This is a genomic window from Legionella genomosp. 1 (assembly GCF_900640215.1).
Classification (GTDB): Bacteria; Pseudomonadota; Gammaproteobacteria; order Legionellales; family Legionellaceae; genus Legionella_C; species Legionella_C quinlivanii_A.
Genome location: NZ_CAAAJH010000006.1, coordinates 20,416 through 46,138, shown reverse-complemented (window position 1 = coordinate 46,138; position 25,723 = coordinate 20,416). Strand labels below are relative to the sequence as shown.

The following is a 25,723-nucleotide window of genomic DNA, read 5'->3' as shown; positions in this document are numbered from 1 at the left end:
CTCGCAAAGACGGTTTTTTGTGCTCAATACATAGCAATTTATTCGTGGGTATCAGACATTAAATCTGAAATGCATCACATCGCCATCACGAACAATATAGTCTTTCCCTTCCAACCGCAGTTTGCCCGCTTCCTTTGCACCTTGTTCGCCACGATTCTGAATAAAATCTTCATAGGCAATCACTTCAGCGCGAATGAAGCCTTTTTCAAAATCGGTGTGAATAACGCCGGCTGCCTGTGGTGCTGTGGCTCCCTTCGCCACTGTCCAGGCGCGAACTTCTTTAACGCCGGCAGTGAAATAGGTCTGTAAGCCCAGCAGGTCATAACCTGCACGAATTACCCGGTTCAAACCAGGCTCGGAAATGCCGAGTTCATTCATATATTCAACACGCTCTTCATCATCCAAATCAATCAGATCTGATTCGGTTGATGCACATAGAGCAACCACTTTGGCATTTTCGCTGGCGGCCAGCTCTTTGACCTTATCAAGATAAGGATTATTTTCCTGACCTTCATCGCTTACGTTGGCAATATAGAGCACCGGCTTGGCTGTTAGCAGGAAGAGCCTTTTGATAATTTGATCTTCTTCATTGGTTAATGCCAGGGTTCTCACCGGGGTTCCCTCATCGAGATGCGTTTTAATTTTCTCAAGAGTCTGCTTTTCAAAAAGCGCTTCCTTGTTGCCGCTTCTGCTGTTTTTTGCGGATTTCAGGATGGCTTTATCGACGGTTTCCATATCGGCAAGCGCCAGTTCCGTATTAATGATTTCAATGTCAGACAGTGGATCTACTCGTCCGTCAACATGAATTACATCGGAGTTATCAAAACAGCGGACTACATGGGCGATAGCGTCTGTCTCGCGAATATTTGCCAGGAATTGATTTCCAAGCCCTTCTCCTTTGGCAGCCCCTTTAACTAATCCTGCGATATCAACAAACTGCATGGTAGTCGGCAGGGTTTGCTGGGGTTTAACGATAGCACTAAGCGCATCAAGGCGCGGATCTGGAACAGTTACAATCCCCACATTAGGTTCTATGGTACAGAAAGGATAGTTGGCTGCTTCAATTCCTGCCTTGGTCAGCGCGTTGAATAATGTCGATTTACCGACATTGGGTAAGCCGACGATACCGCATTTAAATCCCATAGTAACCTCACTTCAAAATCAATTAAGCTCATCAATTGATGAGTTATTATCCATTAATGACATTCATTGCGGCAGCAATATTGCCGTCAATAATGGTCGGTGCAGCCTGGATAGCCCGATCAATTGCTTCCAGAATTAATTGTTTGTCATTCTGCGATGGTTTACCCAGCACATAATTAAGCACCAAATCTTTGTGGCCCGGGTGATCAATTCCCACTCGCAGGCGATGAAACGCCTGGCTGCCAAGATGAGCGATAATATCGCGTAAGCCATTATGTCCGCCATGTCCTCCACCTGATTTCAGCTTGATTCGGCCTGCGGGCAAATCAAGTTCATCATGGACAACCAGGATTTCTTCAGGTTTTATGCGATAAAACTGGGCAACTTCCCGGGCTGGGAGACCGCTGTTATTCATAAAGGTTAATGGAAGGAGAAGCCGGCAGCGGCCATCCAAAGTTGCCAGTTCAGCATTTAATTTCTTTTCAGTTTTGAAAGCCAGATCACAATGTTGTGCTAAAGCTTCCACGAACCAGGCGCCGGCATTATGCCGAGTAGGCGCATAAGCTGAACCCGGGTTGCGAAGGCCAATTATTAATTTAATAGTCATAAAATAAGCAAATCAGGGAAGAGGCGGTTTGCGCCTCTTCCAAAAAAATTATTCTGCTGCTTCTGCGGATTCACCTTCTTCCGCATCGCCTGCACTGCCTCTGGGAGCATGAATGCTGACTACTGGATGATTGTGAGTGCCATCTGCCAGGTCAACAGTAAGTTGAACGCCTTTAGGCAATTTAAGGTCAGATAGATGAATTACCTGGTCCATTACCATGCTGGATAAATCAACTTCAATAAATTCAGGTAAATCTTTTGCCTGGCAACGAACTTCAACCTGCGTCATCGTGTGGTTAACAATACCGCCTGCTTTAACTGCTTTGCATTGCTGTTCGTTTGTGAAATGAACAGGGACGTGTTTAATCAGTACATCTTTAGCAGAAACACGTTGTAAATCCATATGCAGAACAATAGGCTTGTAAGGATGACGTTGTAAATCTTTCAGAATGACATGCTCAACCTTGCCATCCACTTTCAGATCAAAAATACTTGAATAGATACTTTCCTGTTCAAGTGCCTTGATCACTTTATTATGTAATAAATGGATTGTTTGTGGTTTTTTGTCGCCGCCGTAAAGAATGGCAGGAACTTTATTTTCAAGACGACGCAGGCGGCGGCTCGCACCTTTTCCCATATCAGTTCTTGATTCGGCTTCCAGTAAAATAGGCATTAAAAAATCTCCAAATAAATAAAAATCGTTAAATTTACCCGGCATTTTGCCCGCGACCAGGGAAAATGCTAAAATTGATGGGCAGGGAAGTATACAATAATTTAAATACAACTTGAAGTCAGGGCAGTAATTTCATAGAATATGCCACTTTGTTGAACTTGTGTAAGCCAAATGTGGCGAGTGGGAGAAGAGCTATGTATGCGGTAATTAAGAGCGGCGGTAAGCAGTACCGTGTCAAAGAAGGCGATGTTTTAAAATTAGAATTGCTGACCGCAGACGTTGGCAAAGAAATCAACTTTAGCGAAGTGCTAATGCTGACAGACGGCGATAAGGTGACCTGTGGCTCTCCTTTAATATCCAATGCCTCTGTAACTGCTGAAGTGCTTGAGCATGGCCGACACAAAAAGGTTAAGATTATTAAATTCAGACGTCGTAAGCACCATATGAAACAAATGGGGCACCGACAATATTATACGCAGGTTAAAATTACTGCGATCAGCAAGTAGAGGGGAGAGAAATGGCTCATAAGAAAGCGGGTGGTAGTACGCGTAACGGACGTGACTCGAATCCCAAGTATCTTGGTGTAAAACGCTTTGGCGGTCAATTTGTGAATGCGGGAGAAATCCTTGTGCGTCAGCGTGGTACACGTTTCCACCCAGGCGTTGGTGTGGGTTGTGGCCGCGATCATACATTGTATGCTTTGGTTACCGGTTACGTTGAATTCAATGTAAAAGGCGCCAAAAATCGTAAATTTGTTAATGTCCAGGCAGTAGAAGAGCAGGCATAATCTGTTCATGCAGGATAATAGCTTTAAGCCCCGCTACCGGGGCTTTTTTTTTCATTTTGGGTAAGAAAACATGAAATTTGTTGATGAAGCCCTCATTAAAGTAGATGCTGGTAATGGCGGTCATGGTTGTCTGAGCTTCAGGCGCGAGAAATTTGTTCCCCGCGGCGGACCAGATGGCGGCGATGGCGGCGATGGCGGTTGCGTATATCTGGAAGGCAATAACAGCCTCAATACTTTGGTCGATTTTCGCTATCAAAGGCATTTTAAAGCGGAGAATGGTCAACCGGGAATGGGTGGAAACTGCACGGGCAAGCGAGGGGAGGATTTAGTCATTCCTGTTCCTGTAGGAACACTGGTGTATGATGTGGATTCGCGTGAATTACTGGGCGATGTGAGTGAGCACGGTCAGCAGTTGCTGGTGGCTCAGGGCGGTTTTCATGGTTTGGGAAATACCCGTTACAAAAGCAGCGTTAATCGCGCCCCCCGTCAGACTACACCCGGTACAGCTGGTGAATCCCGCCATCTGCGGCTGGAGTTGAGGGTTTTGGCAGACGTCGGTCTTTTAGGGCTTCCCAATGCGGGTAAATCCACCCTTATTCGTGCAGTCTCTGCTGCAAGACCCAAAGTTGCCGATTATCCATTTACGACCTTGCATCCCAGTTTGGCGGTGGTGAGTGTTTCATCGCATAAAAGTTTTGTGATGGCTGATATTCCCGGTCTGATAGAAGGTGCCGCTGAAGGGGCTGGTCTCGGTCATCGTTTTTTAAGGCATTTGGCACGCACCTGTATTTTGCTGCATGTTATCGATATGGCGCCAGTAGATGAAAGTGATCCAGTGGAAGCGGCAAAAACAATTATTCATGAACTGGGAGAGTATGATCCTGCCTTATTGCAAAAGCCTCGCTGGCTGGTGCTCAATAAAATCGACATGCTTCCTGATCCAGAGGAAAGAGAGGCTGCCATTAACAAAGTGATTCAAGGTTTAAACTGGACTGACAAAGTCTTCCAGATTTCTGCGATGACCGGAGAGGGCACCCAGCAGCTTTGTTATTCACTTATGCAGCTGATTGATGAGATGAAGCAGACGGAAGCATAGCCATTCCGTCGCTGAATGAACTACCAGGGCGCTTCGATAGGGCAGGCTGTGTCTTTCACTGCCTTGCTCGTCCCCCCGGCGCCAGTGTATTGTCAGCTGGGTTGTGCCGCTATTCGGGCTTTGCTGCCAGTACTCGCTTAATCCTGCGATCTCAACGTGCAAATCAGTCTCACCATAGTCATGAAAACGGAGTTGCTGCCGGTTCTCGGGCTTTTGTATGAGGGTCTGCAGATGGCCGCCCGTTGCTTTGTCGATGACGGCAAGCCTTATCTCTGTTTTAGAAAGAGCCAGAATAAATTCTTCCGATGCTTTTTTATCACTTCGGGTTATTAAATGGGGTCTTAGAATAGGTTCTACAATAGTATTAACCTCTGCGATGAGCTCAGGTTTGCAACGGACTTTGCATTCGACATAGGGTGTTTCCAGACGATATCCGGTCACACACTCTATATTTTTCAAAGCATCATCCAGTTGCTGGGCAATCTGCCCTTCCGCAACACCAAACGCTCGCCACTTTAATAATTGGGTATTTTCATGTTCTGTCGATTGTAATCTGGGAAGGACGTGCTCATTGAACATGGGATGGCATTCTCGCGGCGGGCCGGGAAGTAAAAAGAATAATTGACCCTTCCACTCGCAAAAACAACCTAAAGCGGTACCGTTAGGATTCGGCAATAACAGAGCTTGCGGAGGAAATTTGGCCTGCTGCCGGTTGCCCTCAGTTAAGGCAAGCTTGCTTTTGAGCAGACGATTTCGTACATGCTCTAAAGCTTCCGGGAATTCTATCAGAGCTGTTCCCATGAATTGACCGAGGGCGAAGCGTGTCCGATCATCAGAGGTAGGGCCCAGGCCGCCGATAATAATGAGAATGGAATGATCTTTTGCTAAAAACTGAATGCATTCATGAATATCTTCCTGACTATCACTACAAGACATGTGCCGGCCGACTGTTAGTCCTTCCGAGCTTAGAGCATGGGCCAGAAAATGGGCATTGCTGTTGAGGGTATCCCCATTAATGATTTCATCCCCGGTTGCAAGTAAGGCAATCGTCATGTTGTCATCCTGTTATTTAAACGCGGTGAATGGTGACCTGCGGGAAGGGCATTTCAATCCCCTTGAGATCAAACTTTTCTTTAATAATTTCCTGCAGTTGATTTTTAACTGCCGAGTGATCTTCTGTTTTAACCCATACCATGAATTTTAGCTCAATTGCAGAGTCTGCAAAGTTATTAATGTTCACATTGGGTGCAGGATCTTTTAGCACTTGAGCGCAGTGGCTGGCAATATCAAGTAATGTGTCTTTAACTTCATTGATATTGCTTTGATAAGCTACCCCAATAATTAAATCAATCCGGCGTGTGTCGAAATAGTTCAGATTGGCCAGCTCCGATTTAATTAATACCTCATTAGGAATGCGGATGAGCTTATTATCAGAAGTGCGTAATTTGGTCGAAAGCAAATCAATGGATTCTACCACCCCATTAATCCCTTTAAGTTCAATAGTATCGCCTACTTTAAAAGGATGCTCAAACAATAGAAAAATGCCGCTGATTAAATTGGAGGCAGCGGTTTGCGAGGCAAAACTGATAGCGACCGTAAAAATACCTGCCGCCCCCAGCAATACGCCCAGCTTAAATCCAAGATGCTGCAGGCTGGATACGGCAAATAATCCGAGAATAATATAAAACACAATACGGCTAATCAGTAATGCATGATGCCGGGAAAAGCGTTTGCTGATCGAGTGATTAGTCATGGTGCTGACTCGTTGTGCGACAATGTAGCCCACCACAATTAAGCCGGCGGCATAAAGGGAGCTGAGCAGCTTGGTACTGTTAATAAAGGTGAGAGCGCTATGGAATAGTTCGGTCATGCTGGTGCTTAAGAAGGAAAAGCGCCTAGTATACTATTCCGATTTAAAAAACAAAATGGCGGAATCTAAGCTCATATTGATTCTAGGCGCTCATGCTTGCTCTCTTTTCTTGCTCCTCTTCCTTGTCCGACTCTAGCAAGGGCTGTGTTTCAGGAGCAGGGTTTGAAAGTCTGAGCTGCGCTTTCATGTCAGTCGATTTTTGCATAACCGCTTGCGCTGAGTCTTCAAATTGCTTTACCTGACGCCAGTGAGCGGTTTCGCCGCCTTGAAACATCCGGCAAAGCCCGCTGCCTTTATATTCTCCATTACTATCTTTGCCCTTAAAATGCATGGACAATAATTCTTTTCGTTCAGCAACCGCTGACGCTTTATTGGAGCTTGTTTGAATCTGCTCGACCAGGGCGTCTTTAATGGTAGCCCAGAGCCTGGCATCGTTTTTTTCACGAGCCAGCACCATCATTTCTTTTAATTTAACCATATCGTTCATGGGAAGCTCGGCTTTACTGTAGTCAAAGCCGATTTTTTTTACTTCATCATAATCTGGATTGTTTGCTGACTCAGCTAGATCTTTTTTGATTGCATTAAAGAATAGTTTATCACGCAGAGTGCGAGCCCAGTTCAGCATGAAGGCTGCCATTGATGGCGTAGCAGGAGAATCGGTTTTTTTAACTCGAGCATCGTTCTCCTCTGTGCGACAGCCCCGACAGTTTTTAAATTCCCCTCGCTCCCCCTGAAAATTAATACCAAAACTGAAACCACTTTCATCCAGGTTATTTTTAGCCCCCCAATAGGGCTCGATTTTATCGAGTTTATAACCTCTATCGGTAATCACTTTTTCAATGGTCTGTGCAAGATTTTCATCAATTAGTGTGGTTTTTCCTGTAGCCTGAAAGTCAGACTCATAGACATCTTTACTCCAGCCAATAACCACTTCTACACTTGAGCCTTTTGGTGCTTTCTTAAGCATATTATCCATAATAGCAGACCCGGTCATATCAATACCTTCAATACCCTCAAAGGTAGAAGGGCCAATTGAGCCAGGCACATGCATCATCGAGATTTGCGTAATTTCTCCTTTATCATCCCGTATAATAAAAGCGAGGGCTACGCAGGAGGACATACCGGCAGTAAAGATGCCATTAATTGGCTCTCCCTGATTATTCCGTTGCCCCCTGTAGACCGTTTTCACATTCTCAGCTTTAGTTACCTGCTCAAACTTTGCATACTCGTACACTTCAGGATTGGCTATTAATACAGTGGCTGTTTGCGGAAGATGATCTCTGGCCACCGGAGGGGCAGGGTTAATATCTTCATAATCTTTGCTCATAGGTCATTCTAAAATCTGATAATGATTTAATAAGTATAAGTTATAGAATTAAATGTACATAAAATAGGCAATATATTTTTTTATGCAGAAGTAGATGTTTTGGTCCGAGGTAACTAAAATGGGCTTTTTTTCCTCATTGGTGTAAAATGACTGAACCCACCATTCGCTGTCCTTCCTGTAAAACAGACATCAAGTTAACCGAATCACTGGCAGCGCCTCTGATTGAAACCACAAAAAAGCAATTCCAGCAGCAATTACTGGAAAAAGATCAGGCAATCTTTCAGAAAGAAGAAGCGGTACGCCAAAAAGAGAGTTTGCTTAAACAGGCTGAGCAACAGATGCAAAAGAAAATTGCTGATGAGCTTGAAGTTCAGCTAAAAAAAGAGCGTAGCCGCATCGCTATCGAGGAATCGCAAAAAGCGAAGCTGGCAATCGGTTCCGACCTGGAAAACAGGCTCAAAGAGATTGCTGAATTACAGGCCATTCTTAAAACACGTGATGAAAAACTTGCTGAAGCACAAAAGATGCAGGCGGAAGCGATTAAAAAACAGCGTGAGCTTGAAGATGCTAAACGTGAAATGGACTTAACCATTGAAAAACGAATCAATGAGGGTCTTGAGTCGGTTAAGAATAAGGCGCGTCTTGAAGCAGAGGAAGGACTGGTTTTTAAAATCAGGGAAAAAGAACAAACCATTTCCAGCATGCAAAAACAGATTGAAGACCTGAAGCGAAAAGCGGAACAGGGTTCGCAGCAACTGCAGGGCGAAGTGCAGGAGCTTTATCTGGAGTCCATGCTGCAAACCAAATTTCCCTTTGACCTAATTGAACCGGTGCCCAAAGGCGAGTTTGGCGGTGATGTGCTGCAAAGGGTGTTTGGAGGTAATCAGCAGCCCTGCGGGAGTATTTTATGGGAATCCAAGCGCACCAAACACTGGAGTGACGGCTGGTTAAGTAAATTGAGAGAGGACCAGCGCAGCGCGAAAGCGGAAATTTCAGTTCTGGTCAGTCAGGCACTACCGGATGGGGTTGAAACCTTCGATTTGATTGACGGCGTGTGGGTTACTCATCCAAAAGCGGCTTTTCCCGTAGCGACAGTGCTTCGCCAGACTCTGCTTGAATTGTCTCTTGCCAGAAAATCATCTGAAGGCCAGTTAGGCAAAATGGAAATGGTTTATCAATACCTCACCGGTTCTCGCTTCCGGCAGCGGATCGAAGCCATTGTTGAAGCCTTTTCCTCAATGCAGACAGATCTGGACAAAGAGCGTAAAGCGATTATGAAACAATGGGCAAAGCGTGCCGAGCAAATCGAAAGGGTGATGAATGCCACTGTGGGAATGTATGGCGATTTACAAGGTATCGCCGGAAAATCCTTGCAGGAGATTGAGGGCCTTGAGTTGAAAGCTTTGGAATCGGATAGTCTTTAGCTATGGCAGGGTTCATACAAAAGCCCGTTTCACACTTGAATAATTTCAAGTATTATCAATTTAGGTCTGTTGTTATTACCCGAATTAATGTTTGCTAGGGAAATTTCTTTCATGCGCTGGGTTAGGGGCACTGCCTTAAGTGAAGGAACTCAGTCATTCTCGCGAAGGCGAGAATCCATTCCTCAATTGGCATTATAGCTCGCTCAGAGATGGAATCCCCGCCTTCGCGGGGAGGACAGTTTAATATACATTTAAGCTTAATTTAATGGCAGTGGATGTTTAAGGTGAGGGTTGATTTTTAAACCCCTCTCTCTAACTCTCTCCCTGAGGGAGAGAGGATTTAAAGGAATATTCCTTAATAGAAAATCTCTTCCTGAGAGGGTGAGTTTTAAAGGAAGATTCAGTGAAACAGGAATGTTTAAACGGAGCTTAGAATTTGAACCACTCACTAAAAAAAAGAAATACCCATTCTTTCTTTTCCAGCAAACCATTAATCTCTTTATTGACTATTTTCTGCTTGTCCAATCCCGTATGGGCAGTAGACTGGACAGGGTCAGTGTCAAATGACTGGTTTGATCCTCTGAACTGGATTCCAGGGGTTCCAGTTCCAGGTGATTCGGTAATCATTGATACGATTATTCCTAATTCGACAGAAGTCAACGGTAATTCAACGGCATTTCTGGTTTCCTTAATCGTTGGTGATATCAATGAGGGGATACTGGATATTGTGAATGGGGGTGTTGTAAGCGATTTTCTGGCGCAAATTGGTACCAACATAGGTTCAAGTGGAACGGTGACCGTACATGGCCCTGGTTCTCAGTGGAATAATGCAGCCGTACTCGAGCTTGGCGGTTTTGGCACTGGCAATTTGAATATCCTGGATGGAGGGGCTGTCAATACGGCCAATTTCACCATGGGTCTAACGGCTGGTTCTCTTGGTATGCTGATGATGGATAACGGCTTGCTGAACATCAATAGCCAATGGTTAATTGGCTTTGATGGAATCGGGGACGTAATTATTGATAATGGCAGTCAGGTCAATAGTAACACCACCACTGTTGCCTATACCGCAAATGCTGTGGGAGTGATTGATGTCCAGGGTCCGGGTTCTCAGTGGATTAACAGCGGTGATCTGATTCTTGGAAAGGGCGGATTCGGCGATTTATGTATTTGCGACGGGGGGATGGTATCCAATCTGAATGCCATTCTTGGTGCTGAAACAGGTTCTACAGGCGGGGTGGGCGTAGAAGGTGATGGCTCACAGTGGCATAATCAAGGGGATTTGTACATAGGCTTATTATCAGACGGATCGCTGTCGATTTTCTTTGGTGGTCTGGTTACCTCCCAATCAGCCGTAATTGCTGCGGGCGCGAGCTCGGTCAGTATCGCTGATGTGAATGGCGAAAACTCACTCTGGTCTAACAGCGGCAGTCTGACTGTCGGTGGATCCGGAAACGGCAGTCTGTTTATAAGCGGCGGCGGCACTGTGAGCAATCAGCAGGGGATCATTGCTGCCGACGCGGGATCTGTGGGAGCAGTAATAGTCAATGGCCAGGGCTCACTCTGGAATAATACGTCTTTGACAGTGGGGCAAAACTCTGCGGGTTTTCTCAGTATTCAGGATGGAGGGCTGGTCAATGTGATGCAGAAAACTGTTCTTGGAAATGGTCCTGCTCTGCTTGAGATTGTCGCTAATGGTGTTCTGCAGACGAACCAGTTAGTGGGCAACAGTCTCTTTATTGCTACTCATTTCGATGGCGGTGTTCTCAGAGCCAATGGAAATAATGAACAGTTTATCAGCGGTTTTCTTCCTGGACAGTTATTCGTGAGTTGCCAGGGATTAACGATTGATTCCAATGGGTTTAATATTGGAACCGATAATGTGTTCGATGGCTGCGGCGGTTTATCCAAAACCGGGGAAGGACAGTTAACCATTGGCGGCCAACAGACTTATACCGGACCAACAAGCGTCAATCAGGGGATTTTACGAATCGATGGCAGCCTCCCCGGCGCGGTTGATGTATTGCCTGGCGCGCGCCTGCAAGGTACGGGTTCAGTGGGCTCGGCAATTATTGGTGGAAATATCGCCCCAGGCAATTCAATTGGCACATTCTCTGTGCTTGGGAATTATCTGCAGCTTCCTGGTTCGATTTATGAGCTTGAAATTAATGCGGCCGGTCAATCGGATTTGATCAGTATCGGAGGAGCGGCGAGTATTACTGGCGCCGAAGTATTGTTGCTACGCAGCCCCGGGGTTTATTCTGCTGGAACGCGCTATACCATTTTAACAGCGCTTGGCGGGGTTACAGGAACCTACAATAGTCTTAATGAGCATTTACCGTTTCTGGATTTTATTCTTGCCTATGATCCGCAGCATGTTTATCTGGATATTCTGCGAAATGGACTGCGATTTTCCAGTGCCGCCTTAACTGTCAATCAGTTCAATACGGCGGAAGGGGTAGAGAGTCTTGGTGGCGGTAATCCGGTCTTTGACGCAATCAGTAACCTGAGCAGTTTACAGTTCGCCCCACAGGCATTTGACAGCCTTTCTGGAGAAATCCATGTATCGACATTAGGTGCCTTTATGGAAGAAAGCCGTTATCTGCGCTATGCGGCTTTAAATCGCTTGCAGCAGGCTTTCTCAGGTTTGAAAGGTTTACAGGTGGATGCTAATCAGAAAGTCCAGAAGCTGTCAGGTCTTAGCTGGTGGGGCCAAGGTTTTGGCGCCTGGGGTAAACTGGAAGGCAATGGGAATGCAGCGCAAACTGATCGCAGAACCCGTGGATTTTTCCTGGGAGCTGACACAACCTCTGTTTTGCCATTTCGTCTTGGAATGATTGGTGGGACTAGTAATTCAGACATTAAAGTGTATGCACGAAACTCCTGGGTATCCAGCGACAATTATGATCTGGGAATTTATGCAGGCAGTCGTCTGGCATGGTTTAATTTACGAGGTGGAGCGGCCTATACCTGGCATGATATTCATACGCATCGTAATATTGTATTCCCCGGCTTTTCCAACTCGGTTAAATCCAATTCCAACGGTAATACAGCACAATTGTTTGGAGAATTAGGCTATCCGATCACAATGAACAATATAGAGGCAGAACCCTTTATAGGCGGCAGCTATGTGAATGTGGAAACGCGCCGCTTTTTCGAGTCCGGCAGTCCTGCCGCCTTAAATGGCCGCGGTCAGGAAAATCTTTTCTATTCAACTCTGGGACTTCGTGAAACATCCAGTCTGCTTGTCAATGACAGAATTAACATCGCTCAGCGTTTGATGCTCGGTTGGCAGCACGCAAATCATCATCTTGATCCGCAAATGCTGATGGCGTTTAATAGCGGCAGCAATCTGTTTACTATTTACGGCAGCCCCATTGCGCGCAATTCAGTGTTAATTGATGCCGGATTATTAGTGCAACGTCCAGAGATGGATCATTTGCAGTTGAAGCTTTCGTATATTGCACAATGGGCTTCCAATGTTCAGGATAATGGGCTTTCTGGGACGCTCATCTATCGCATGTCCTGATGCAATGAACCCGGTTGTGCGCAGCCGGGTTATTTTTCAAGACTCATACATAATTTGCAAACAGCAAGTGATCCGCATACTGCGAAGAGGACTGGCATAATAAAACTGAAGTCAATACGGGTAAATTCAAAGATAAGCACAATAGCAGTCAGCGGCATTTTTTGACTGGCAGCCAGCATCGCGGTGGCGCCAATTGCAGCAAAGGAAGCAGGGATAATACCTGGAAAATACAGATTCCATAAACCGCCTAAAAAACCACCCAACAAGGCACCGGCGGCCATTGAGGGGGTTAACAAGCCTCCTTCAGCTCCGGCCCGTAAACTCGACCAGGTGGTTATAACACGCAACAGGAATAATATTGCCGAGAGCGACATCAGCGTGACGGCTCCAAATTCGACATGAATGACACTTTTACCGTTCCCTAAAATAGCTGGAAAGAAAATAGCCAGCACGCCGATTAAGCTAAAATTCAGAATACAAAGAATCGGTAGTTGCCAGTTGTGTTTCGCCGCTTTACGGCATTGATTCGCAATTCTACTAAACCAGTAACCCGCAAGCCCATAAACAGGTCCGGTGAGTATTGACCAAGCCATAATTCCGGGACTGAGCACTAATCCTGAAAGATCATATTGCGGTTGATTACCCAACCCAATCCAGGAGACGGCAACCGCTATTGTGGAACTGACAAGGGCTGGCAACAGCACCGACCAGTTAAAACTAAACAACAAGACTTCTGCAATAAACAGGGCGCCGCCCAATGGAACGTTATAGACCGCGGCCAGGCCAGCACCGGCCCCACAAGCAATCATTATTTTGGTATCTTCGCTTCTCAGCCCGCTTTTTTGCGAAATCCATCCAGCGAACAGTGCGCCTATTTCGCGGGGCGCTACTTCTCTGCCCAGCGGTGAACCAAGTGCAACGGTTATTACCTGCAAAAGAGAGTGGATGCTCGTTGCAATGACCGGCATAGGTTCGGCTTTTTTAATAGAGTTGGAGATGCCAAGCAGTGGAGTGCCAAAGCGATAGAGAAGCCCCCAGCCAATACCGGCGACCAAGCCGCAAATGACCAAAACCAATAGCCGGCGTTCGCCCGAAGCTGCCTCGACTCCCTGGAGAAAGCTTTCCGGGCTGATAATATGCTGTAAGCTGTAACCGTAAGCGATATGCTGTATCCAGTGCAATAGCAAGGCAATACACATTCCACTTAGGCCAGAAAGCACTCCTATAATCACCGTTACAATAATAAGATATGTTGTTTTTTTTATCACAAGATCTGCTCGATATAGAAAGAATTGAGTATGGCATCGAGTCGGGAAAATGAAAAGTAAAGGCCGGCCTCCCGCGAAGGCGTTCATGGTAAATAGAACTAAGCAACAAGCCTGTCGTCTTTGCGAACACCGTGAAGCAATCCAGATCGAAACTTGAACAAAGTAAGAAGTGGATTGCTTCGCTGAAGCTCGCAAAGACTTTTTTTGTCCACCTGCTTTATGTGAGTCTCCCCTTAAGGGGAGAGAAGATTTCAGGTTGACCTATACCCTATTGTGAGCGAGGGCGCTGGGGAAGATTGCCAGTATTTTCTAACTTATTGATTGCCTCCGCATATTCAGCATAGACCATGCGCTTTTCACGTGTGAGGCAGAGAAGACTATCCTTCTGTGGGCAATCTATGACAAACATTTTATCGACTACTCTCTTCCAGATTGCATCTTCTTCGCGCTGTTGTTTTTTTCTTTCATTATCATCTTTCCTGGTAAGAAAATTATGGGATAGAAAGTTTTTAATTTTGCGAGCGGCTATTCTTTGACCTAATCGGGTAGCCCTCATAATCGCAGGCCGCAATTCCGACAGTATGCTCTCAAGCTGTTTATTTTCTTTTTGAATTTTGCGTGCGCTGGGTTGTTTTTCCTTGTGAATGTTCTGATAACGAATTCTGATTTCGCGTGCAAAATCCTCGATACTGCTTCTTTCTTCTTCCTGGCTTGATGATAAAAAAGGTTCATTTTTAGTGCGTTGCTCTCCCCAGCGATCTTTTGATGACGGCTCAGTTAATAAACTGCTTCTTGAAAAGGTAGTCTCAATATGCTCATAACTATGAAGTAACTGTTCAATTTCATGACGCATTTTTTGATTTTTCTCAAGTCTTACTTTAAGAATGCGCCTTTCGATTCGATCCATCATTTCGCATAACTCATCTTGCGGGCTGCAGCAGGTTATCCGCATATACCCTTTTTTGCCGTCGACACCACAATAGGAGAAAGGACTGATAGACAGCAGATCTTTATATAACAAACTGTAGGCCAGCTCCAAATCATTACTGACTACGCCCTCTTTTTCCAGCGCTTTGGTTGCGCCTTCAGGAATTTTCATTCCAAATAGCTCACTTAAATCCACTGGAACGTAGAAGGTGCCCTCAGTATGGTACTCGGGTGAGGGTAGGGTAATTCCCATTTGCTTTGCACGCTCGGTTACATAATCGACCTTTGCTTTATAAAAATATTTCATGAGCAGATGCTCTCTTTCATTAAGATTCGCCATGGTTTCGGCATAGGCTTTTTGTAAAGAGCGGGGCGCATGACCCACGGTGTTGATTTGCAAGGTTTTGAGCTCGCGCATAAACGCAGGATCAAAGGTCATTAATACAGCCAGCCTCTCTCCTGCGGCAGAGAAGGCTTTTGTGGCTGAACGCATAATAATAATTCGATCAAGTAACTCAGGCGCTAGTTTTGCCAATGAAGCATTTTCCTTATCCTTGATAGCCTTAGCCTGCTCCAGCATTTGAGGCAGTCTTGAATCTTTTTCGAGAGCCGTTGTGAGTTTACTCAGGGAATGATAGACCTTGTTGCCATAGGTATCTTTGATGGATTTATCAATGCGCAGATTTTTCGCGGCGTTTTCGAGATGGTTTAGTTGAGACCTCAAAGTGAATAAATGGTACATTGTGTTAAAGGTAATGGAGCCGCTCATTATAATATCCAGGGTTTTTTGGTATTCTTTTCTGAGCTCGGGTAAGTGTTCGTTCTGAAGCTTATGTTGCAGAAGCAAGGCACTAACCAGATTTAAAAAATTAACTTTTTCTTCCATCCCCATCTTTTCATGGGCTTCATCAAGAATAATTTTCAGATCCGGATTTTCTTTAAGTAAATCTTCAAGTATTTCCAGAAGGCCCCTGCGCACATAATTCATTTCTGTATAGGCTTCATCAAAGATGATGCGTAAATCAGGGTACTTCTTGAGTACTACCGCAATTTTTTTCATCTCTTCTGCATCAATCACGGTACCCATCGGATTATTGGGATTACAAATTAAAATCGCTTTGGGCTGGATGTGATCTTCTTTGGCCGCTTCATAGGCTTCAATAATACTGGCCTCAATCGCCTCGGCAGTCAGTTTGTACCCGGGCAGCTTGAACACATCAATAGGATGAAGTTTATGCCCGGGATTTGAAGCATAGAGTGAATAATGAGGAAAAGGGGTTATCATCCGGAAGGGAACGTTATCATTTAATTGGTTCAGCACTTCAAATACTAAATGCAGGCCTCCGGCCCCACCGACCGTAAAGAGAATATCCTGGGGTGAGATTGGAGCATCGTACCAATTGGACATGGCGGTGGCCATCATTTTTCGATTCGCCTCATCTCCCTGCGGATCGCCGTAATCCAGTGCACCCTTGCCGGATGTATTTTCTAACTCCTGTCTTTCTTTTTTTGCCGTTTCCTCTATATTAGAGAAGTACTTTTTCAAAACGGCGGCAACGGAAGCGGGATAAGTCGGTCTTCCCATGCCTGCCTTGATTAAGTAGGGTTTGTTTTGTAGATTCAGGTAGCCGGTTTTTTGGGTTGGTTTTAACATCCCGGCGGCAATTTCTTTTTGGGAAAGACCTTGCGCGATAAGTGATTCGATGTGGTTTACCCAAGTTGCTTGTGTCATTACCTGATCAGCATTATTTGCATTTTGGCCTGCGGGGTCTCTCATGTTTGCTCCAAAAATAAATAGTGCGCAAAATAAATATAGTTTGCTAAAATTTTAATTATACATTTCTTAGTCTAGCATTCCAATGGGTGAAAAAAAGGACAAGATTCATCTCACTATTAACGAAGTCGGAGACTTCCTGGCAAAATTCTCTGAACATAGTGATCAGGTGTATTGGATTAGCAGCCCGGATTTCAAGAAAATTCAATACATTAGCCCTTCGTTTGAGCGCATCTGGGGACGTTCTCGCGAACAATTATACAATAATCCATCGATATGGATGGATTTTCTTCATCCCGATGATGCGATGGATCATAATCCTATTTCCGAAATGGCTGAAAAAGTGAGCCGTCTGGGCGAGCGAGCCCGTTATTCCGAACATTATCGAATTATTCGTCCCGATGGTGAAATACGCTGGATTATTGATAATGGATTTCCATTATTTGATGAGCAGGGGATTTGCTATGGCGTCACCGGAGTGGCCACGGACGTTACAGAAGATAATAAACGGGCCGAAGCATTGCGTGAGGCAAAGGAATTGGCAGAAGCCGCCAACATTGCCAAAGACGAGTTTCTCGCCAATATGAGCCATGATATTCGCACGCCGATTACCGGCATCATCAGCATGTCCAACCTGCTTGAGGAAAATGCCAATACCCAAGAAGAGATGCAATATTCTCGCTGGATACACGAAAGCGGTACCCAGTTGCTTGCACTACTCAACGGCGTTCTGGAAATTGTTTCTTCTGGAAACATTCAGGAAAAAGATTTGCATTATGAACATTTCAGCCTGAGAAAATTAATTAAAGATATTGTCCAGCTGGAACAACCTTCTGTATTAATGCGAAAGCTTGAGTTTTTGGTTGATATCAAGCCAGATGTTCCTGACTGGTTTATCAGTGATCGCATTAAAATTCATCGCATTTTGCTGAATTTGCTTGGAAATGCCATTAAATTCACCCAGGAAGGCCATGTGGGAGTAAGCATTCAGAAGCTTTCAGAGGAAGAGAATAATGTCACTTTGGAGTTTTCGGTATTTGATTCAGGTTTAGGCATAAGTGAGGAGGCGCAAGCCAAGGTATTTGATCGGTTTTTTAAAGTAAACCCATCCAATAAAGCGCAATATCAGGGGCATGGGGTAGGTTTGCATATCGTTAAAACCTATGTGGAGTTGCTGGGGGGGGAAATTAATTTAAGCAGTACTATTGGCAAGGGAACCCGATTTTACTTCAAACTTCCGATGGTGTTGGCAGAGCCTGACATAAGTTATGATGAAACGTATCAAGATGGCGAAAAATTAAATTCTGATCATGAAATATCAAATCATGAGGCGCGCTTATTGTTAGTTGAGGATAATCCGGTCGCATTAAAAACTGTGGAGATCATGGCGCAAAAATCCGGATGTCATTATCAGATTGCCACCTCTGGAGAAGAGGCATTGCAGCTTTTGCAGCAACAACCCTTTGATTTAATCATCAGCGATCTGGGTCTTCCAGGAATTTCGGGTCATGAAATGTTAAATAGACTGCGCGAACTTGAGCAGCAGGAGGGCCGGGCAGCTATTCCGTTTGTAGGCCTGACTGCGCAGTCTTTATCATCCAGTAATACTCTGAAGCTTCCTGCTGGAATGAATAAATTAATCAGCAAACCGGTGACCCTCCCCGCATTCCAAGGTCTATTGAAAGAATTCATTGCAGAAGACAAATTTGTTCACCATGGCAGCGATAATAAGGAACTTCATTATTTTGCCTTGTCAGGTCATGCTTTATTTGATGAAACTATAGGTATTGCTAATCTTGGTGATTTTGCGACTTTACGTGAAATGCTCGGTTTACTGCTTGAAAAAGAATTACCTGCCATTGGAGAAGAATTAGCCAAAGCACATTCTGAACGAGATTGGCAGAAAGTAGCGAAACTGGCTCACAAACTGAAGAGCAGTGCGATGTATTGCGGAAATGTACGTTTGCAATGGGCTTGTCAGTGCTTGGAGGAGTATCATTTGTCAGGCCATACTGCATTACTGGAGCAGCTTTTTCAGCAGTTGCTAACGATTATAAATGATACGGCACAAACGATTAAAGAGAGATTGAGTCAATAGGATAGATATCAGGGTTACGCCCGCGTTTAATTTTACGCGGGTTAAGTCATCTGTCTAAATATGGTCTATGCCGATTTTTAAACACAAAATTTTAAAACTAACTCATTGACCCGTTGCGCTTGTTCAAGAGGGCTGGAGTGAGCACCATGGACCTTCATAAACGCGGCATTAGGTAACATTTTCGCCAGGGCTTCGCTCTCTCCCGGGAGGGTGATGATATCCTCTTCGGCTGCAATGACCAGACTGGGAACATTTAGTTCTCCCAGCCAGGCGGTGGAGTTAAATGTAGCAAGTGCTCTAAGCTGGCGTTGCTGATCCTCAATGGTTTGAGGAATGGGGTTATTTTTAAGCACCTCTTTAAATAATAAAATATTGTGTTCATTGCTTAAATAGGCATTGGAAAGAAACCAGGGCATTGCCAGATCCATAAACAAATCAAAGGATACCCCTTCTTTGCGGCAACGCAGCAAACCCTCCAGCGTTCTGATGGTACGTTGATTGAAACGGGAAACGGTATTTAAAAGAATTAGTTTACCGATGCGGTCGAGATAGTTTCGGGCGACAATCTGTGCAATAGCTCCCCCCATTGACTGACCCAGAATATGCGGCTTTAGCAGTCCAAGTGCGTCAATCAATGCAATGACATCGGCCGCCATAGTCTCTAAAGTAAACGGTTCTCCCTTATCTGTTGTTTCACCAATTCCCCGATTATCAAAAATGATGACCTGAAATTGGCTCGCCAGTTGCGGCAGCATTAGATTCCAGAAATTGTGATCGCCGGTGTACCCGGCAATCAATACCAGCGGTTGACCCTGTCCATGAATTTCATAGTAGGTTCTAATATTATTCCCTTGCAGTACTGGCATGATTACGTCCTGGTCAATTCACTTTACCTGAGCTTAATGAAAATCAGGCAGGCAGTCAAAGTTAATTAAAACTCCAGAACGATTTGGTCTGCAGGTAAGCGTCTCGTTGCTGTTTAAAATCCGTTGGCAATGCGTATTCATTATCCGCCATTAGGTGCCCGAGGCGGCCTTGAAGCGCTGCCGCCAGTTCCCTGGGTGAAAAATTTTTATCAGTATTGGGTTTGTTCTCTATACAGGCAATCACTTTTTTTGCAGTTTCTATTTTTGTTGTTGCATCCATTCTGGAAAATAGCTTTGCCCAGAAGGAATTGTAATTCGATTGGAACCGTTTAACTTCGGCCTCACGCTCGCTGATGTACCTGTTCAAAGCGCGGCACAGCCTTTGATCTTCTGCCCGTTCAGGTTGGGGAGCTACGAAAATAGAGTCCGCAGGTTGCTCATAAAGCTGAGGTAAATGGGGACAAGGGATTTCAGTAATTTTAGGTAATGTGGTTCTGCTGGCAATCAGTTGTTCGGTTTTTTGAAGAACTGTCTCCAGTAACTGTTCTTTTATAGTCTCGAAACTATTATTCGAAAATTGGAAAGGAGAACATTCGCCAAGTCCGAAAAGAGATCTTTCCTCGTTATTTATTGCAGCAAGCAGGGCAAAATAGGCCCCTCTTATATAGTATTCTGCAACCTTGGGGCGACACTCTTTATCAAAATGGATATCGTTATCGAAATCTATCTGTTTAAAATCTTTACTAAGATCATAGAAGAATAAATGGGGAACTTGTTTTCTTTCACTGATAAGCCCTGGTTGGTCGCGCTGATGCTCGGGGGTTTCGGGGGTATCTTCAATAATCAGATTAAGACTGTCTCCAAGATTAGAGATATGCACGCAATGGGCAAGCAGACAAGCGATGTCATCCAGAAGCGGCTGCATTAACTGTAATAGATAAGCGGGATTTTCGGCATTTTCCCGATTTCCAAAAAGCATGGTACTGCCGAAATGTTGTGCATTCTTGGCGTCTCTGACTTGCTTCCCCTGCTTGAGCAGGCTGTCAAATGCCGTCATTTGCAGAACATATACATCATGCCCGTCAATGCTTAACTTTACTTTTTGATAATCCTGGGTGCGTAAACCTATTTTGGCCAGATAATTTGAAAAAATAATTTCGTCATCCACTACCCAGTTCCATACTTTGGCAGCATCAGACCCCACTCCGGTTGAACAGTTTAAAATTGAAAAGACCTTCCCATTATTTAATCGGTAGACTTGCTTAGTACCACCCTGACTTACGAAGTTATTTTCATCTCCCTGGTAACGGCTTATATGCAGGCTATGTTTTTCTCCATCAATCAGGAGCTCAATTGGTTTAGAATCGTCTTCTCGATAAAACAGGTTGCGCCAGTTCTGCAAAGCGGTATTAGGGAGATATTGCCGGTTTTTTGTGAAGGGCATTATTGCTCTATAACTAACTAAATGGTGCAATATTGTATCATTCTGATAATGTAAAAATCAACGCATTCGAACGATTTCAGGACTTTAAGACTGGAATAAAACTGAATCCTCCCTGATAATAATTATCTACCGCACTTGGAAATATTCAAGTTATGAATTTATTTAACAAATTGATCGATTTGGAACTGGACGCCATGCAGTTTGGTTTTCGCTGGGATAATGCCCGGCAGATTCTGGCACAAGTTGAAAGCGAGTGTGTGGAAGTCAATCAATTGCTGGACCAGGACCATGGAGAAAATGATTTACTGCAATATGAAATCGGTGATCTGCTTCATGCAGTGTTATCACTTTGCGTATATTGCGGTTATGATCCCGAGTTAACGCTGGAAAAGAGTTTGAACAAGTTTGAGCAGCGTTTTTTAATGGTGAAGCAATTAGCTAAAAGTCAGAATCTGAACAATCTTGACCATTTATCCTTTGAACAGTTAATGGCCTTGTGGAAAGAGGCAAAAGAACTGGCAGACAAAAAAAGTTAAAAATCGTCTGGCCGAGCCCCAGATGCTGTCATCCTGCTTTGGATCCCCTGATTTCACAAGAAAGTATTTGCTAATTGGGCTACATTTTTTAACTATTTTGGGTAAAATTGCAGCAAAAGATGTTGAGTTATTGATCATGAAAACTGGACCTACTATTAAAAATCGAGGCGCTTTGTCCAACCCGGAAGGACGTTTCGCAAAAACAAGTCATGAATACTATGATGATGGATGGGACATAGAGGAAGAAGCGCTGCCGCCGCTTGAGACTTTTTTATATCCTGAATCAGCAAAAACAATAATAAGCCGCAACGAATCCTCTGACATTGGCTTTGAACAGTCGATTAACCCCTACCGGGGCTGCGAGCACGGGTGTATTTACTGTTATGCCAGACCTAGCCATGCGTATATGGATTTATCGCCCGGTTTAGATTTTGAGACCAAAATTTTCTACAAGCAGGATGCTGCCGAATTATTGCGAAAGGAAATCAATAAGGCAAACTACCACTGTAAACCCATCGTGATTGGCGCAAACACGGATCCCTATCAGCCAGTTGAAGGGAAATTGAAAATAACCCGCAGCCTGTTAGAGGTTTTGCTTGAGCATCAGCATCCGGTGGTTTTAATTACTAAAAACTCGCTGCTGGAAAGAGATTTCGATCTGCTGGCAGCTATGGCGAAAAACAACCTGGCCAAAGTGGCGGTCAGTATTACTTCATTATCGACTGATCTTAAGCGCATCCTGGAGCCAAGAACCTCGGCACCTTCTGCAAGATTAAGGCTGGTGCAGGGTTTAGCGCAACATAATATCCCAGTGCAGGTGATGCTGGCACCCATAATTCCTATGGTTAATGACATGGAACTGGAGGGGATACTCGAAGCGGTCAGCAGGGCCGGAGCGCGTAATGCTGCTTATGTACTGCTTCGATTACCGCACGAGGTTAAGGATTTGTTTAAGGAGTGGCTGGGCAAGCATTTTCCAGAGCGTGCCGGGCACATTATGAGTTTAATTCGTCAGATGCGCGGCGGTAAAGAATATGATTCGACATTTGGCAGCCGTATGCGTGGAGAGGGGGAATTTGCCAATTTGTTAAAGATGCGATTCCAGTTGGCTTGCAGGCGTTTTGGCTTAAATACTGAAAGGCAGATTGCTTTAAATACCAGTCAATTCCGCAAAAAGGAGCAGGGGCCAAAGCAGTTAAATTTATGGGATGAATTTTAGATAACCGGTTTTCTTTTTTAAGAATTATTGTGTGAATTTAGTTTAAATTATATCATTAAGCTGCGTGCAGGTAAGCGCGCAAAATGGATGATTAATTTGTTAGCATAGGAAGTGCTTTATGAAAACACACTCAACAAGAGCCAGAACGCTGGCTTTCGCCTTATTACAAGCCTTTTCAAAAGTGGGTCATCTTGTTCTCAAAGCGATAGCAACTTTCGCATCAGATAGCCGTTCCAGGAACTCTTATTATAATAAAAAAAGTAAGTTGCTTCGACCAAAACGCTGAAACAAAAATCCATAATTCCGCGTTTGAGGATAGGTGTCAACTTAAGAAAAAATCCCCTCTCTCAAGCTGGGAGAGGGCTAGGGTCACTGCCATTAAGTTAAGGAATTTGGTCCTTCCCGCGAAGGCGGGAATCCATTCCTCAATTGGCATTATAGCTCGCTCAGAGAGGGATCCCCGCCTTCGCGGGGAAGACAGTTTAATATACATTTGAGCTTGACTTAATGGCAGTGAGGGCTAGGACGAGATTGCTGAGGGGAGAGAGGATTTTTAGTGACGCTTATGCGCGTTTCTGTAACAACACTGTATTAGGGATATAAGCTGTGACCGATGAATTTCTTGAAAATACAACCTTTGATGAATTATCCATAGGCCAGCAAGCCATGTTAAGCCGCAGGTTAACTCCTGAGGATATCGCTTTATTCGCAGCCGTTTCCGGCGATATCAATCCTGCTCATATGGATCCCGGATTTGCCCAAAATGATATATTTCATGGAATTGTCGGTCACGGCATGTGGACTGGCGGTTTGATCTCTGCTTTATTAGGCACCGCTTTACCAGGCCCTGGTACCATTTACCTTGGTCAGGATCTTAAATTTAAGAATCCGGTACATCTGGGAGATACGGTCACAATTACAATTACTGTGATTGACAAGGAAAAAGACAGGCCAATTGTCCTCTTTAATTGTTTGGGAAAAAATGAGAAGGGAGACATCGTTATTGAGGGGCAGGCACGCGTATTGGCTCCGACAAAAAAACTGAAGGTTGCCAAAACACGTTTGCCTGATATCGAAATTCATAACCATGACCGATTTGAACCAATCATCAAATCCTGCAAAAATATTGGCCCTATTAACACTGTGGTCGTTCACCCGGTTAAAGCGAGCAGCATAGAGGCGATTGCTGATGCAGAACGGGCGGGATTGATAAGGCCTCTATTGGTTGGTCCTGTCGCTAAAATCAGGGCAGCAGGTAGTGAAGCCAATATTGATATGTCCCAATGGGAAATTATTGATTGCCCTCATAGTGATGCCGCAGCAGTCAGAGCCGCGTCGCTTGCGGCGGAGGGTAAAGTTGATGCGATCATGAAGGGTTCTTTAGCGACTCATGAGTTGCTTGGCGCAATAGTGCCTTCTTCTGCCAATTTGCGAACCAAATACCGTATTAGCCATGCCTATGTAATGGACGTTCCTTCTTATCATAAACCGTTGGTTATCACAGACGCTGCGATTAATATTTCACCTACGGTATCAGAAAAAGCGGATATCTGCCAAAATGCCATCAATTTGTGGCGGGTTCTTTATGGAATGGATAAGAAGCCCAAGGTGGCGATACTGGCAGCTACCGAGTTCGTTAATGTGAAGATGCAGGCCACCGTGGATGCGGCACTATTATGTAAGATGTCAGAAAGAGAACAGATTACTCAGGCTATACTGGATGGTCCTCTGGCTTTTGATAATGCGATTAACAAACAGGCCGCAATTGAAAAAAATATTATCTCCGAAGTGGCAGGGGATGCGGATATTCTGGTAGTTCCTGATATTGAATCAGGGAATCTGCTTTCCAAACAGCTCACTTTTTTTGGACATGCTGATGCCGCAGGGCTTGTATTAGGCGCCAGAGTTCCAATTATATTGACCAGCCGTGCAGATTCAATTCGTACACGACTGCTGTCCTGTGCACTGGCAGTAAAAATGGCTGCTGCTCGAAAAGAAGGTCTGATTAAATGAACCTGGCAATAAACAGCATCCTCGTATTAAATGTCGGATCTTCAAGCGTCAAATTTCAAATGTTTGTGGCTGATGAAAGCCTTGAATTGCTGGCCAGTGGCAAGGTTTTTAATATTGGCGGTAAGCCTGTGTTTGCAGCCCGGGTTGATGAGGGACCGTCAGAAAGTTTAAGTCTTGCGGAGAATATGGATCAGCGGCAAGCTGTGGAATACATTTTTAACTGGATAGAGCATCATGAATGCCAATGGAAAATTCTAACTGTAGCACATCGTATTGTTCATGGCGGTGAGCGTTATAAGCATTCAGTTCTTATTACCCCTGATGTTATCGATTATTTGAAAACGCTTTGTCCTTTGGCTCCTTTGCATCAGCCTTACAACATTGCCGGAGTGGAATACATTTACCAGCTTGGCAAGAGTGTTATACAAATCGCCTGTTTTGATACTGCCTTTCATGCCGGGCATGAGCCATTATTTACTGAATATGCCCTGCCTGAAACCATTCGCAAGGCTGGTGTAAGGCGTTATGGATTTCATGGTCTTTCCTATGAATGGATCAGCTATTATCTTGATAAGCATCATAGTGCTCTGAATAAAGATTTGATTATCGCCGCTCATTTGGGGAACGGGGCTAGTCTTTGTGCCATGTCCGGAGGCCGTAGTGTGGATACGACAATGGGATTGACCGCACTTGATGGTTTGCCGATGGGTACGCGCTGCGGCAGTATTGATCCAGGCGTTATTCCTTATTTAGTCAGGCAGTTTGGTTTGAGTATCGAGGAGGTGGAGTCGCTATTATACAGAGAGTCTGGCTTGAAAGGATTATCCGGTTGGACGAATGATGTTCAGTTACTTGAGAAAAGCGAAGATAAAAAAGCGCAGTTCGCAATGGATTTCTTTTGCCTGAAAGTGGCGCAATATATGGCGATGATGGCTATCTCTTTGAGAGGCGTGGATCATATTATATTTACAGGAGGCATTGGTGAAAACTCTATGACGGTCCGTAAAAAAATTCTGGATGCGATTCATTTTTTGCCTGTACGTTCTGTGCTGGTTATTTCCGCCAATGAAGAAAAAATGATGGCTTTACACAGCCTGGCCATACTGAATAAGGAGTCTTGAAA

Annotated in this window: 21 protein-coding genes; 11 read left to right on the top strand and 10 right to left on the bottom strand. The window is 44.6% G+C overall.

Annotated features, from left to right (window positions below; translation table 11 throughout):
• Positions 1-51: 51 nt before the first annotated feature.
• Genes ychF through E1O89_RS07625 form a run of 3 tightly spaced genes read right to left on the bottom strand, consistent with a single transcriptional unit; the run spans position 52 to position 2,422 of the window.
• On the bottom strand, positions 52-1,143 hold the full coding sequence (gene ychF, locus E1O89_RS07635; RefSeq protein ID WP_133139655.1) for a redox-regulated ATPase YchF: 1,092 nt from the start codon (positions 1,141-1,143) through the stop codon (positions 52-54).
• Positions 1,144-1,189: 46 nt separating this feature from the next.
• Positions 1,190-1,750 carry an aminoacyl-tRNA hydrolase gene (gene pth / locus E1O89_RS07630; RefSeq protein WP_133139654.1) on the bottom strand — a complete coding sequence of 187 codons (561 nt, stop codon included), beginning with the start codon at positions 1,748-1,750 and terminating at the stop codon, positions 1,190-1,192.
• Between the two features lie 48 nt (positions 1,751-1,798).
• Complete coding sequence (locus E1O89_RS07625; RefSeq protein ID WP_058506373.1) at positions 1,799-2,422, bottom strand: 50S ribosomal protein L25/general stress protein Ctc; 624 nt, start codon at positions 2,420-2,422, stop codon at positions 1,799-1,801.
• A 194-nt stretch (positions 2,423-2,616) separates the two neighbouring features.
• On the opposite strand from E1O89_RS07625, the gene rplU reads away from it, so the two are divergent.
• From rplU to cgtA, 3 genes are all read left to right on the top strand, one after another.
• On the top strand, positions 2,617-2,928 hold the full coding sequence (gene rplU, locus E1O89_RS07620; RefSeq protein WP_058506374.1) for a 50S ribosomal protein L21: 312 nt from the start codon (positions 2,617-2,619) through the stop codon (positions 2,926-2,928).
• 11 nt (positions 2,929-2,939) lie between these two features.
• On the top strand, positions 2,940-3,209 hold the full coding sequence (rpmA, locus tag E1O89_RS07615; protein WP_112220710.1) for a 50S ribosomal protein L27: 270 nt from the start codon (positions 2,940-2,942) through the stop codon (positions 3,207-3,209).
• A 70-nt stretch (positions 3,210-3,279) separates the two neighbouring features.
• A complete protein-coding gene (cgtA, locus tag E1O89_RS07610; protein WP_133139652.1) occupies positions 3,280-4,305 on the top strand; it encodes an Obg family GTPase CgtA in 1,026 nt (341 codons plus the stop codon).
• On the opposite strand, the gene E1O89_RS07605 is transcribed toward cgtA, so the two are convergent.
• The 3 genes from E1O89_RS07605 to E1O89_RS07595 form a co-directional block, all read right to left on the bottom strand.
• On the bottom strand, positions 4,261-5,358 hold the full coding sequence (locus E1O89_RS07605; RefSeq protein WP_133139651.1) for a competence/damage-inducible protein A: 1,098 nt from the start codon (positions 5,356-5,358) through the stop codon (positions 4,261-4,263). The genes cgtA and E1O89_RS07605 overlap by 45 nt on opposite strands.
• A 16-nt stretch (positions 5,359-5,374) precedes the next feature.
• A complete protein-coding gene (locus E1O89_RS07600; RefSeq protein ID WP_133139650.1) occupies positions 5,375-6,175 on the bottom strand; it encodes a mechanosensitive ion channel family protein in 801 nt (266 codons plus the stop codon).
• An 82-nt stretch (positions 6,176-6,257) separates the two neighbouring features.
• Positions 6,258-7,502, bottom strand: a complete 1,245-nt coding sequence (locus tag E1O89_RS07595; RefSeq protein WP_133139649.1) for a hypothetical protein — start codon at positions 7,500-7,502, stop codon at positions 6,258-6,260.
• Between the two features lie 146 nt (positions 7,503-7,648).
• Between E1O89_RS07595 and E1O89_RS07590 the strand changes: the two genes are divergently transcribed.
• Both E1O89_RS07590 and E1O89_RS07585 read left to right on the top strand, forming a co-directional pair.
• Positions 7,649-8,926: a DUF2130 domain-containing protein gene (locus E1O89_RS07590; RefSeq protein WP_133139648.1), complete on the top strand. Its 1,278-nt coding sequence runs from the start codon at positions 7,649-7,651 to the stop codon at positions 8,924-8,926.
• A gap of 556 nt (positions 8,927-9,482) precedes the next feature.
• Positions 9,483-12,455 (top strand): autotransporter domain-containing protein, encoded by a 2,973-nt coding sequence (locus tag E1O89_RS07585; RefSeq protein ID WP_165483099.1) that lies wholly within the window; start codon positions 9,483-9,485, stop codon positions 12,453-12,455.
• A 29-nt stretch (positions 12,456-12,484) separates the two neighbouring features.
• Here the strand turns inward: E1O89_RS07585 and E1O89_RS07580 are convergent, their stop codons facing one another.
• Positions 12,485-13,723 carry a chloride channel protein gene (locus E1O89_RS07580; RefSeq protein ID WP_262337454.1) on the bottom strand — a complete coding sequence of 413 codons (1,239 nt, stop codon included), beginning with the start codon at positions 13,721-13,723 and terminating at the stop codon, positions 12,485-12,487.
• 268 nt (positions 13,724-13,991) lie between these two features.
• Entirely contained in the window at positions 13,992-16,427 is a 2,436-nt protein-coding gene (locus E1O89_RS07575; RefSeq protein ID WP_133139645.1) for an aminotransferase class I/II-fold pyridoxal phosphate-dependent enzyme, read from the bottom strand.
• An 82-nt stretch (positions 16,428-16,509) separates the two neighbouring features.
• Between E1O89_RS07575 and E1O89_RS07570 the strand changes: the two genes are divergently transcribed.
• Complete coding sequence (locus E1O89_RS07570) at positions 16,510-18,522, top strand: PAS domain-containing hybrid sensor histidine kinase/response regulator (RefSeq protein ID WP_133139644.1); 2,013 nt, start codon at positions 16,510-16,512, stop codon at positions 18,520-18,522.
• Positions 18,523-18,599: 77 nt separating this feature from the next.
• On the opposite strand, the gene E1O89_RS07565 is transcribed toward E1O89_RS07570, so the two are convergent.
• Both E1O89_RS07565 and E1O89_RS07560 read right to left on the bottom strand, forming a co-directional pair.
• Positions 18,600-19,388: an alpha/beta fold hydrolase gene (locus E1O89_RS07565; RefSeq protein ID WP_133139643.1), complete on the bottom strand. Its 789-nt coding sequence runs from the start codon at positions 19,386-19,388 to the stop codon at positions 18,600-18,602.
• A gap of 61 nt (positions 19,389-19,449) precedes the next feature.
• Positions 19,450-20,832: a hypothetical protein gene (locus E1O89_RS07560; protein WP_133139642.1), complete on the bottom strand. Its 1,383-nt coding sequence runs from the start codon at positions 20,830-20,832 to the stop codon at positions 19,450-19,452.
• Between the two features lie 152 nt (positions 20,833-20,984).
• Between E1O89_RS07560 and E1O89_RS07555 the strand changes: the two genes are divergently transcribed.
• The 5 genes from E1O89_RS07555 to E1O89_RS07540 all read left to right on the top strand — a co-directional run bounded on the left by E1O89_RS07555 (position 20,985) and on the right by E1O89_RS07540 (position 25,721).
• Complete coding sequence (locus tag E1O89_RS07555) at positions 20,985-21,368, top strand: MazG nucleotide pyrophosphohydrolase domain-containing protein (protein ID WP_133139641.1); 384 nt, start codon at positions 20,985-20,987, stop codon at positions 21,366-21,368.
• 136 nt (positions 21,369-21,504) lie between these two features.
• A complete protein-coding gene (locus E1O89_RS07550) occupies positions 21,505-22,587 on the top strand; it encodes a PA0069 family radical SAM protein (RefSeq protein WP_133139640.1) in 1,083 nt (360 codons plus the stop codon).
• A 118-nt stretch (positions 22,588-22,705) separates the two neighbouring features.
• The gene (locus E1O89_RS15435) at positions 22,706-22,873 is read left to right on the top strand and encodes a hypothetical protein (protein WP_165483098.1); all 168 of its coding nucleotides are present in this window, start codon (positions 22,706-22,708) and stop codon (positions 22,871-22,873) included.
• A 320-nt stretch (positions 22,874-23,193) separates the two neighbouring features.
• Positions 23,194-24,600 carry a bifunctional enoyl-CoA hydratase/phosphate acetyltransferase gene (locus E1O89_RS07545; protein WP_133139639.1) on the top strand — a complete coding sequence of 469 codons (1,407 nt, stop codon included), beginning with the start codon at positions 23,194-23,196 and terminating at the stop codon, positions 24,598-24,600.
• Positions 24,597-25,721 (top strand): acetate/propionate family kinase, encoded by a 1,125-nt coding sequence (locus E1O89_RS07540; protein ID WP_133139638.1) that lies wholly within the window; start codon positions 24,597-24,599, stop codon positions 25,719-25,721. Before E1O89_RS07545 ends, E1O89_RS07540 begins: the two co-directional genes overlap by 4 nt.
• Positions 25,722-25,723: the final 2 nt, after the last annotated feature.

What these genes read in the sequence shown, in the direction of transcription:
- E1O89_RS07555 (WP_133139641.1), top strand. Translation starts at nt 20,985, where the DNA reads ATGAATTTATTTAACAAATTGATCGATTTGGAACTGGACGCCATGCAG.
- E1O89_RS07595 (WP_133139649.1), bottom strand. Translation starts at nt 7,502, where the DNA reads ATGAGCAAAGATTATGAAGATATTAACCCTGCCCCTCCGGTGGCCAGA.
- ychF (WP_133139655.1), bottom strand. Translation starts at nt 1,143, where the DNA reads ATGGGATTTAAATGCGGTATCGTCGGCTTACCCAATGTCGGTAAATCG.
- E1O89_RS07550 (WP_133139640.1), top strand. Translation starts at nt 21,505, where the DNA reads ATGAAAACTGGACCTACTATTAAAAATCGAGGCGCTTTGTCCAACCCG.
- E1O89_RS07560 (WP_133139642.1), bottom strand. Translation starts at nt 20,832, where the DNA reads ATGCCCTTCACAAAAAACCGGCAATATCTCCCTAATACCGCTTTGCAG.
- rpmA (WP_112220710.1), top strand. Translation starts at nt 2,940, where the DNA reads ATGGCTCATAAGAAAGCGGGTGGTAGTACGCGTAACGGACGTGACTCG.
- E1O89_RS07575 (WP_133139645.1), bottom strand. Translation starts at nt 16,427, where the DNA reads ATGAGAGACCCCGCAGGCCAAAATGCAAATAATGCTGATCAGGTAATG.
- E1O89_RS07540 (WP_133139638.1), top strand. Translation starts at nt 24,597, where the DNA reads ATGAACCTGGCAATAAACAGCATCCTCGTATTAAATGTCGGATCTTCA.
- E1O89_RS07590 (WP_133139648.1), top strand. Translation starts at nt 7,649, where the DNA reads ATGACTGAACCCACCATTCGCTGTCCTTCCTGTAAAACAGACATCAAG.
- E1O89_RS07625 (WP_058506373.1), bottom strand. Translation starts at nt 2,422, where the DNA reads ATGCCTATTTTACTGGAAGCCGAATCAAGAACTGATATGGGAAAAGGT.
- pth (WP_133139654.1), bottom strand. Translation starts at nt 1,750, where the DNA reads ATGACTATTAAATTAATAATTGGCCTTCGCAACCCGGGTTCAGCTTAT.
- E1O89_RS07600 (WP_133139650.1), bottom strand. Translation starts at nt 6,175, where the DNA reads ATGACCGAACTATTCCATAGCGCTCTCACCTTTATTAACAGTACCAAG.
- E1O89_RS07565 (WP_133139643.1), bottom strand. Translation starts at nt 19,388, where the DNA reads ATGCCAGTACTGCAAGGGAATAATATTAGAACCTACTATGAAATTCAT.
- cgtA (WP_133139652.1), top strand. Translation starts at nt 3,280, where the DNA reads ATGAAATTTGTTGATGAAGCCCTCATTAAAGTAGATGCTGGTAATGGC.
- E1O89_RS07605 (WP_133139651.1), bottom strand. Translation starts at nt 5,358, where the DNA reads ATGACGATTGCCTTACTTGCAACCGGGGATGAAATCATTAATGGGGAT.
- E1O89_RS07570 (WP_133139644.1), top strand. Translation starts at nt 16,510, where the DNA reads ATGGGTGAAAAAAAGGACAAGATTCATCTCACTATTAACGAAGTCGGA.
- E1O89_RS15435 (WP_165483098.1), top strand. Translation starts at nt 22,706, where the DNA reads ATGAAAACACACTCAACAAGAGCCAGAACGCTGGCTTTCGCCTTATTA.
- rplU (WP_058506374.1), top strand. Translation starts at nt 2,617, where the DNA reads ATGTATGCGGTAATTAAGAGCGGCGGTAAGCAGTACCGTGTCAAAGAA.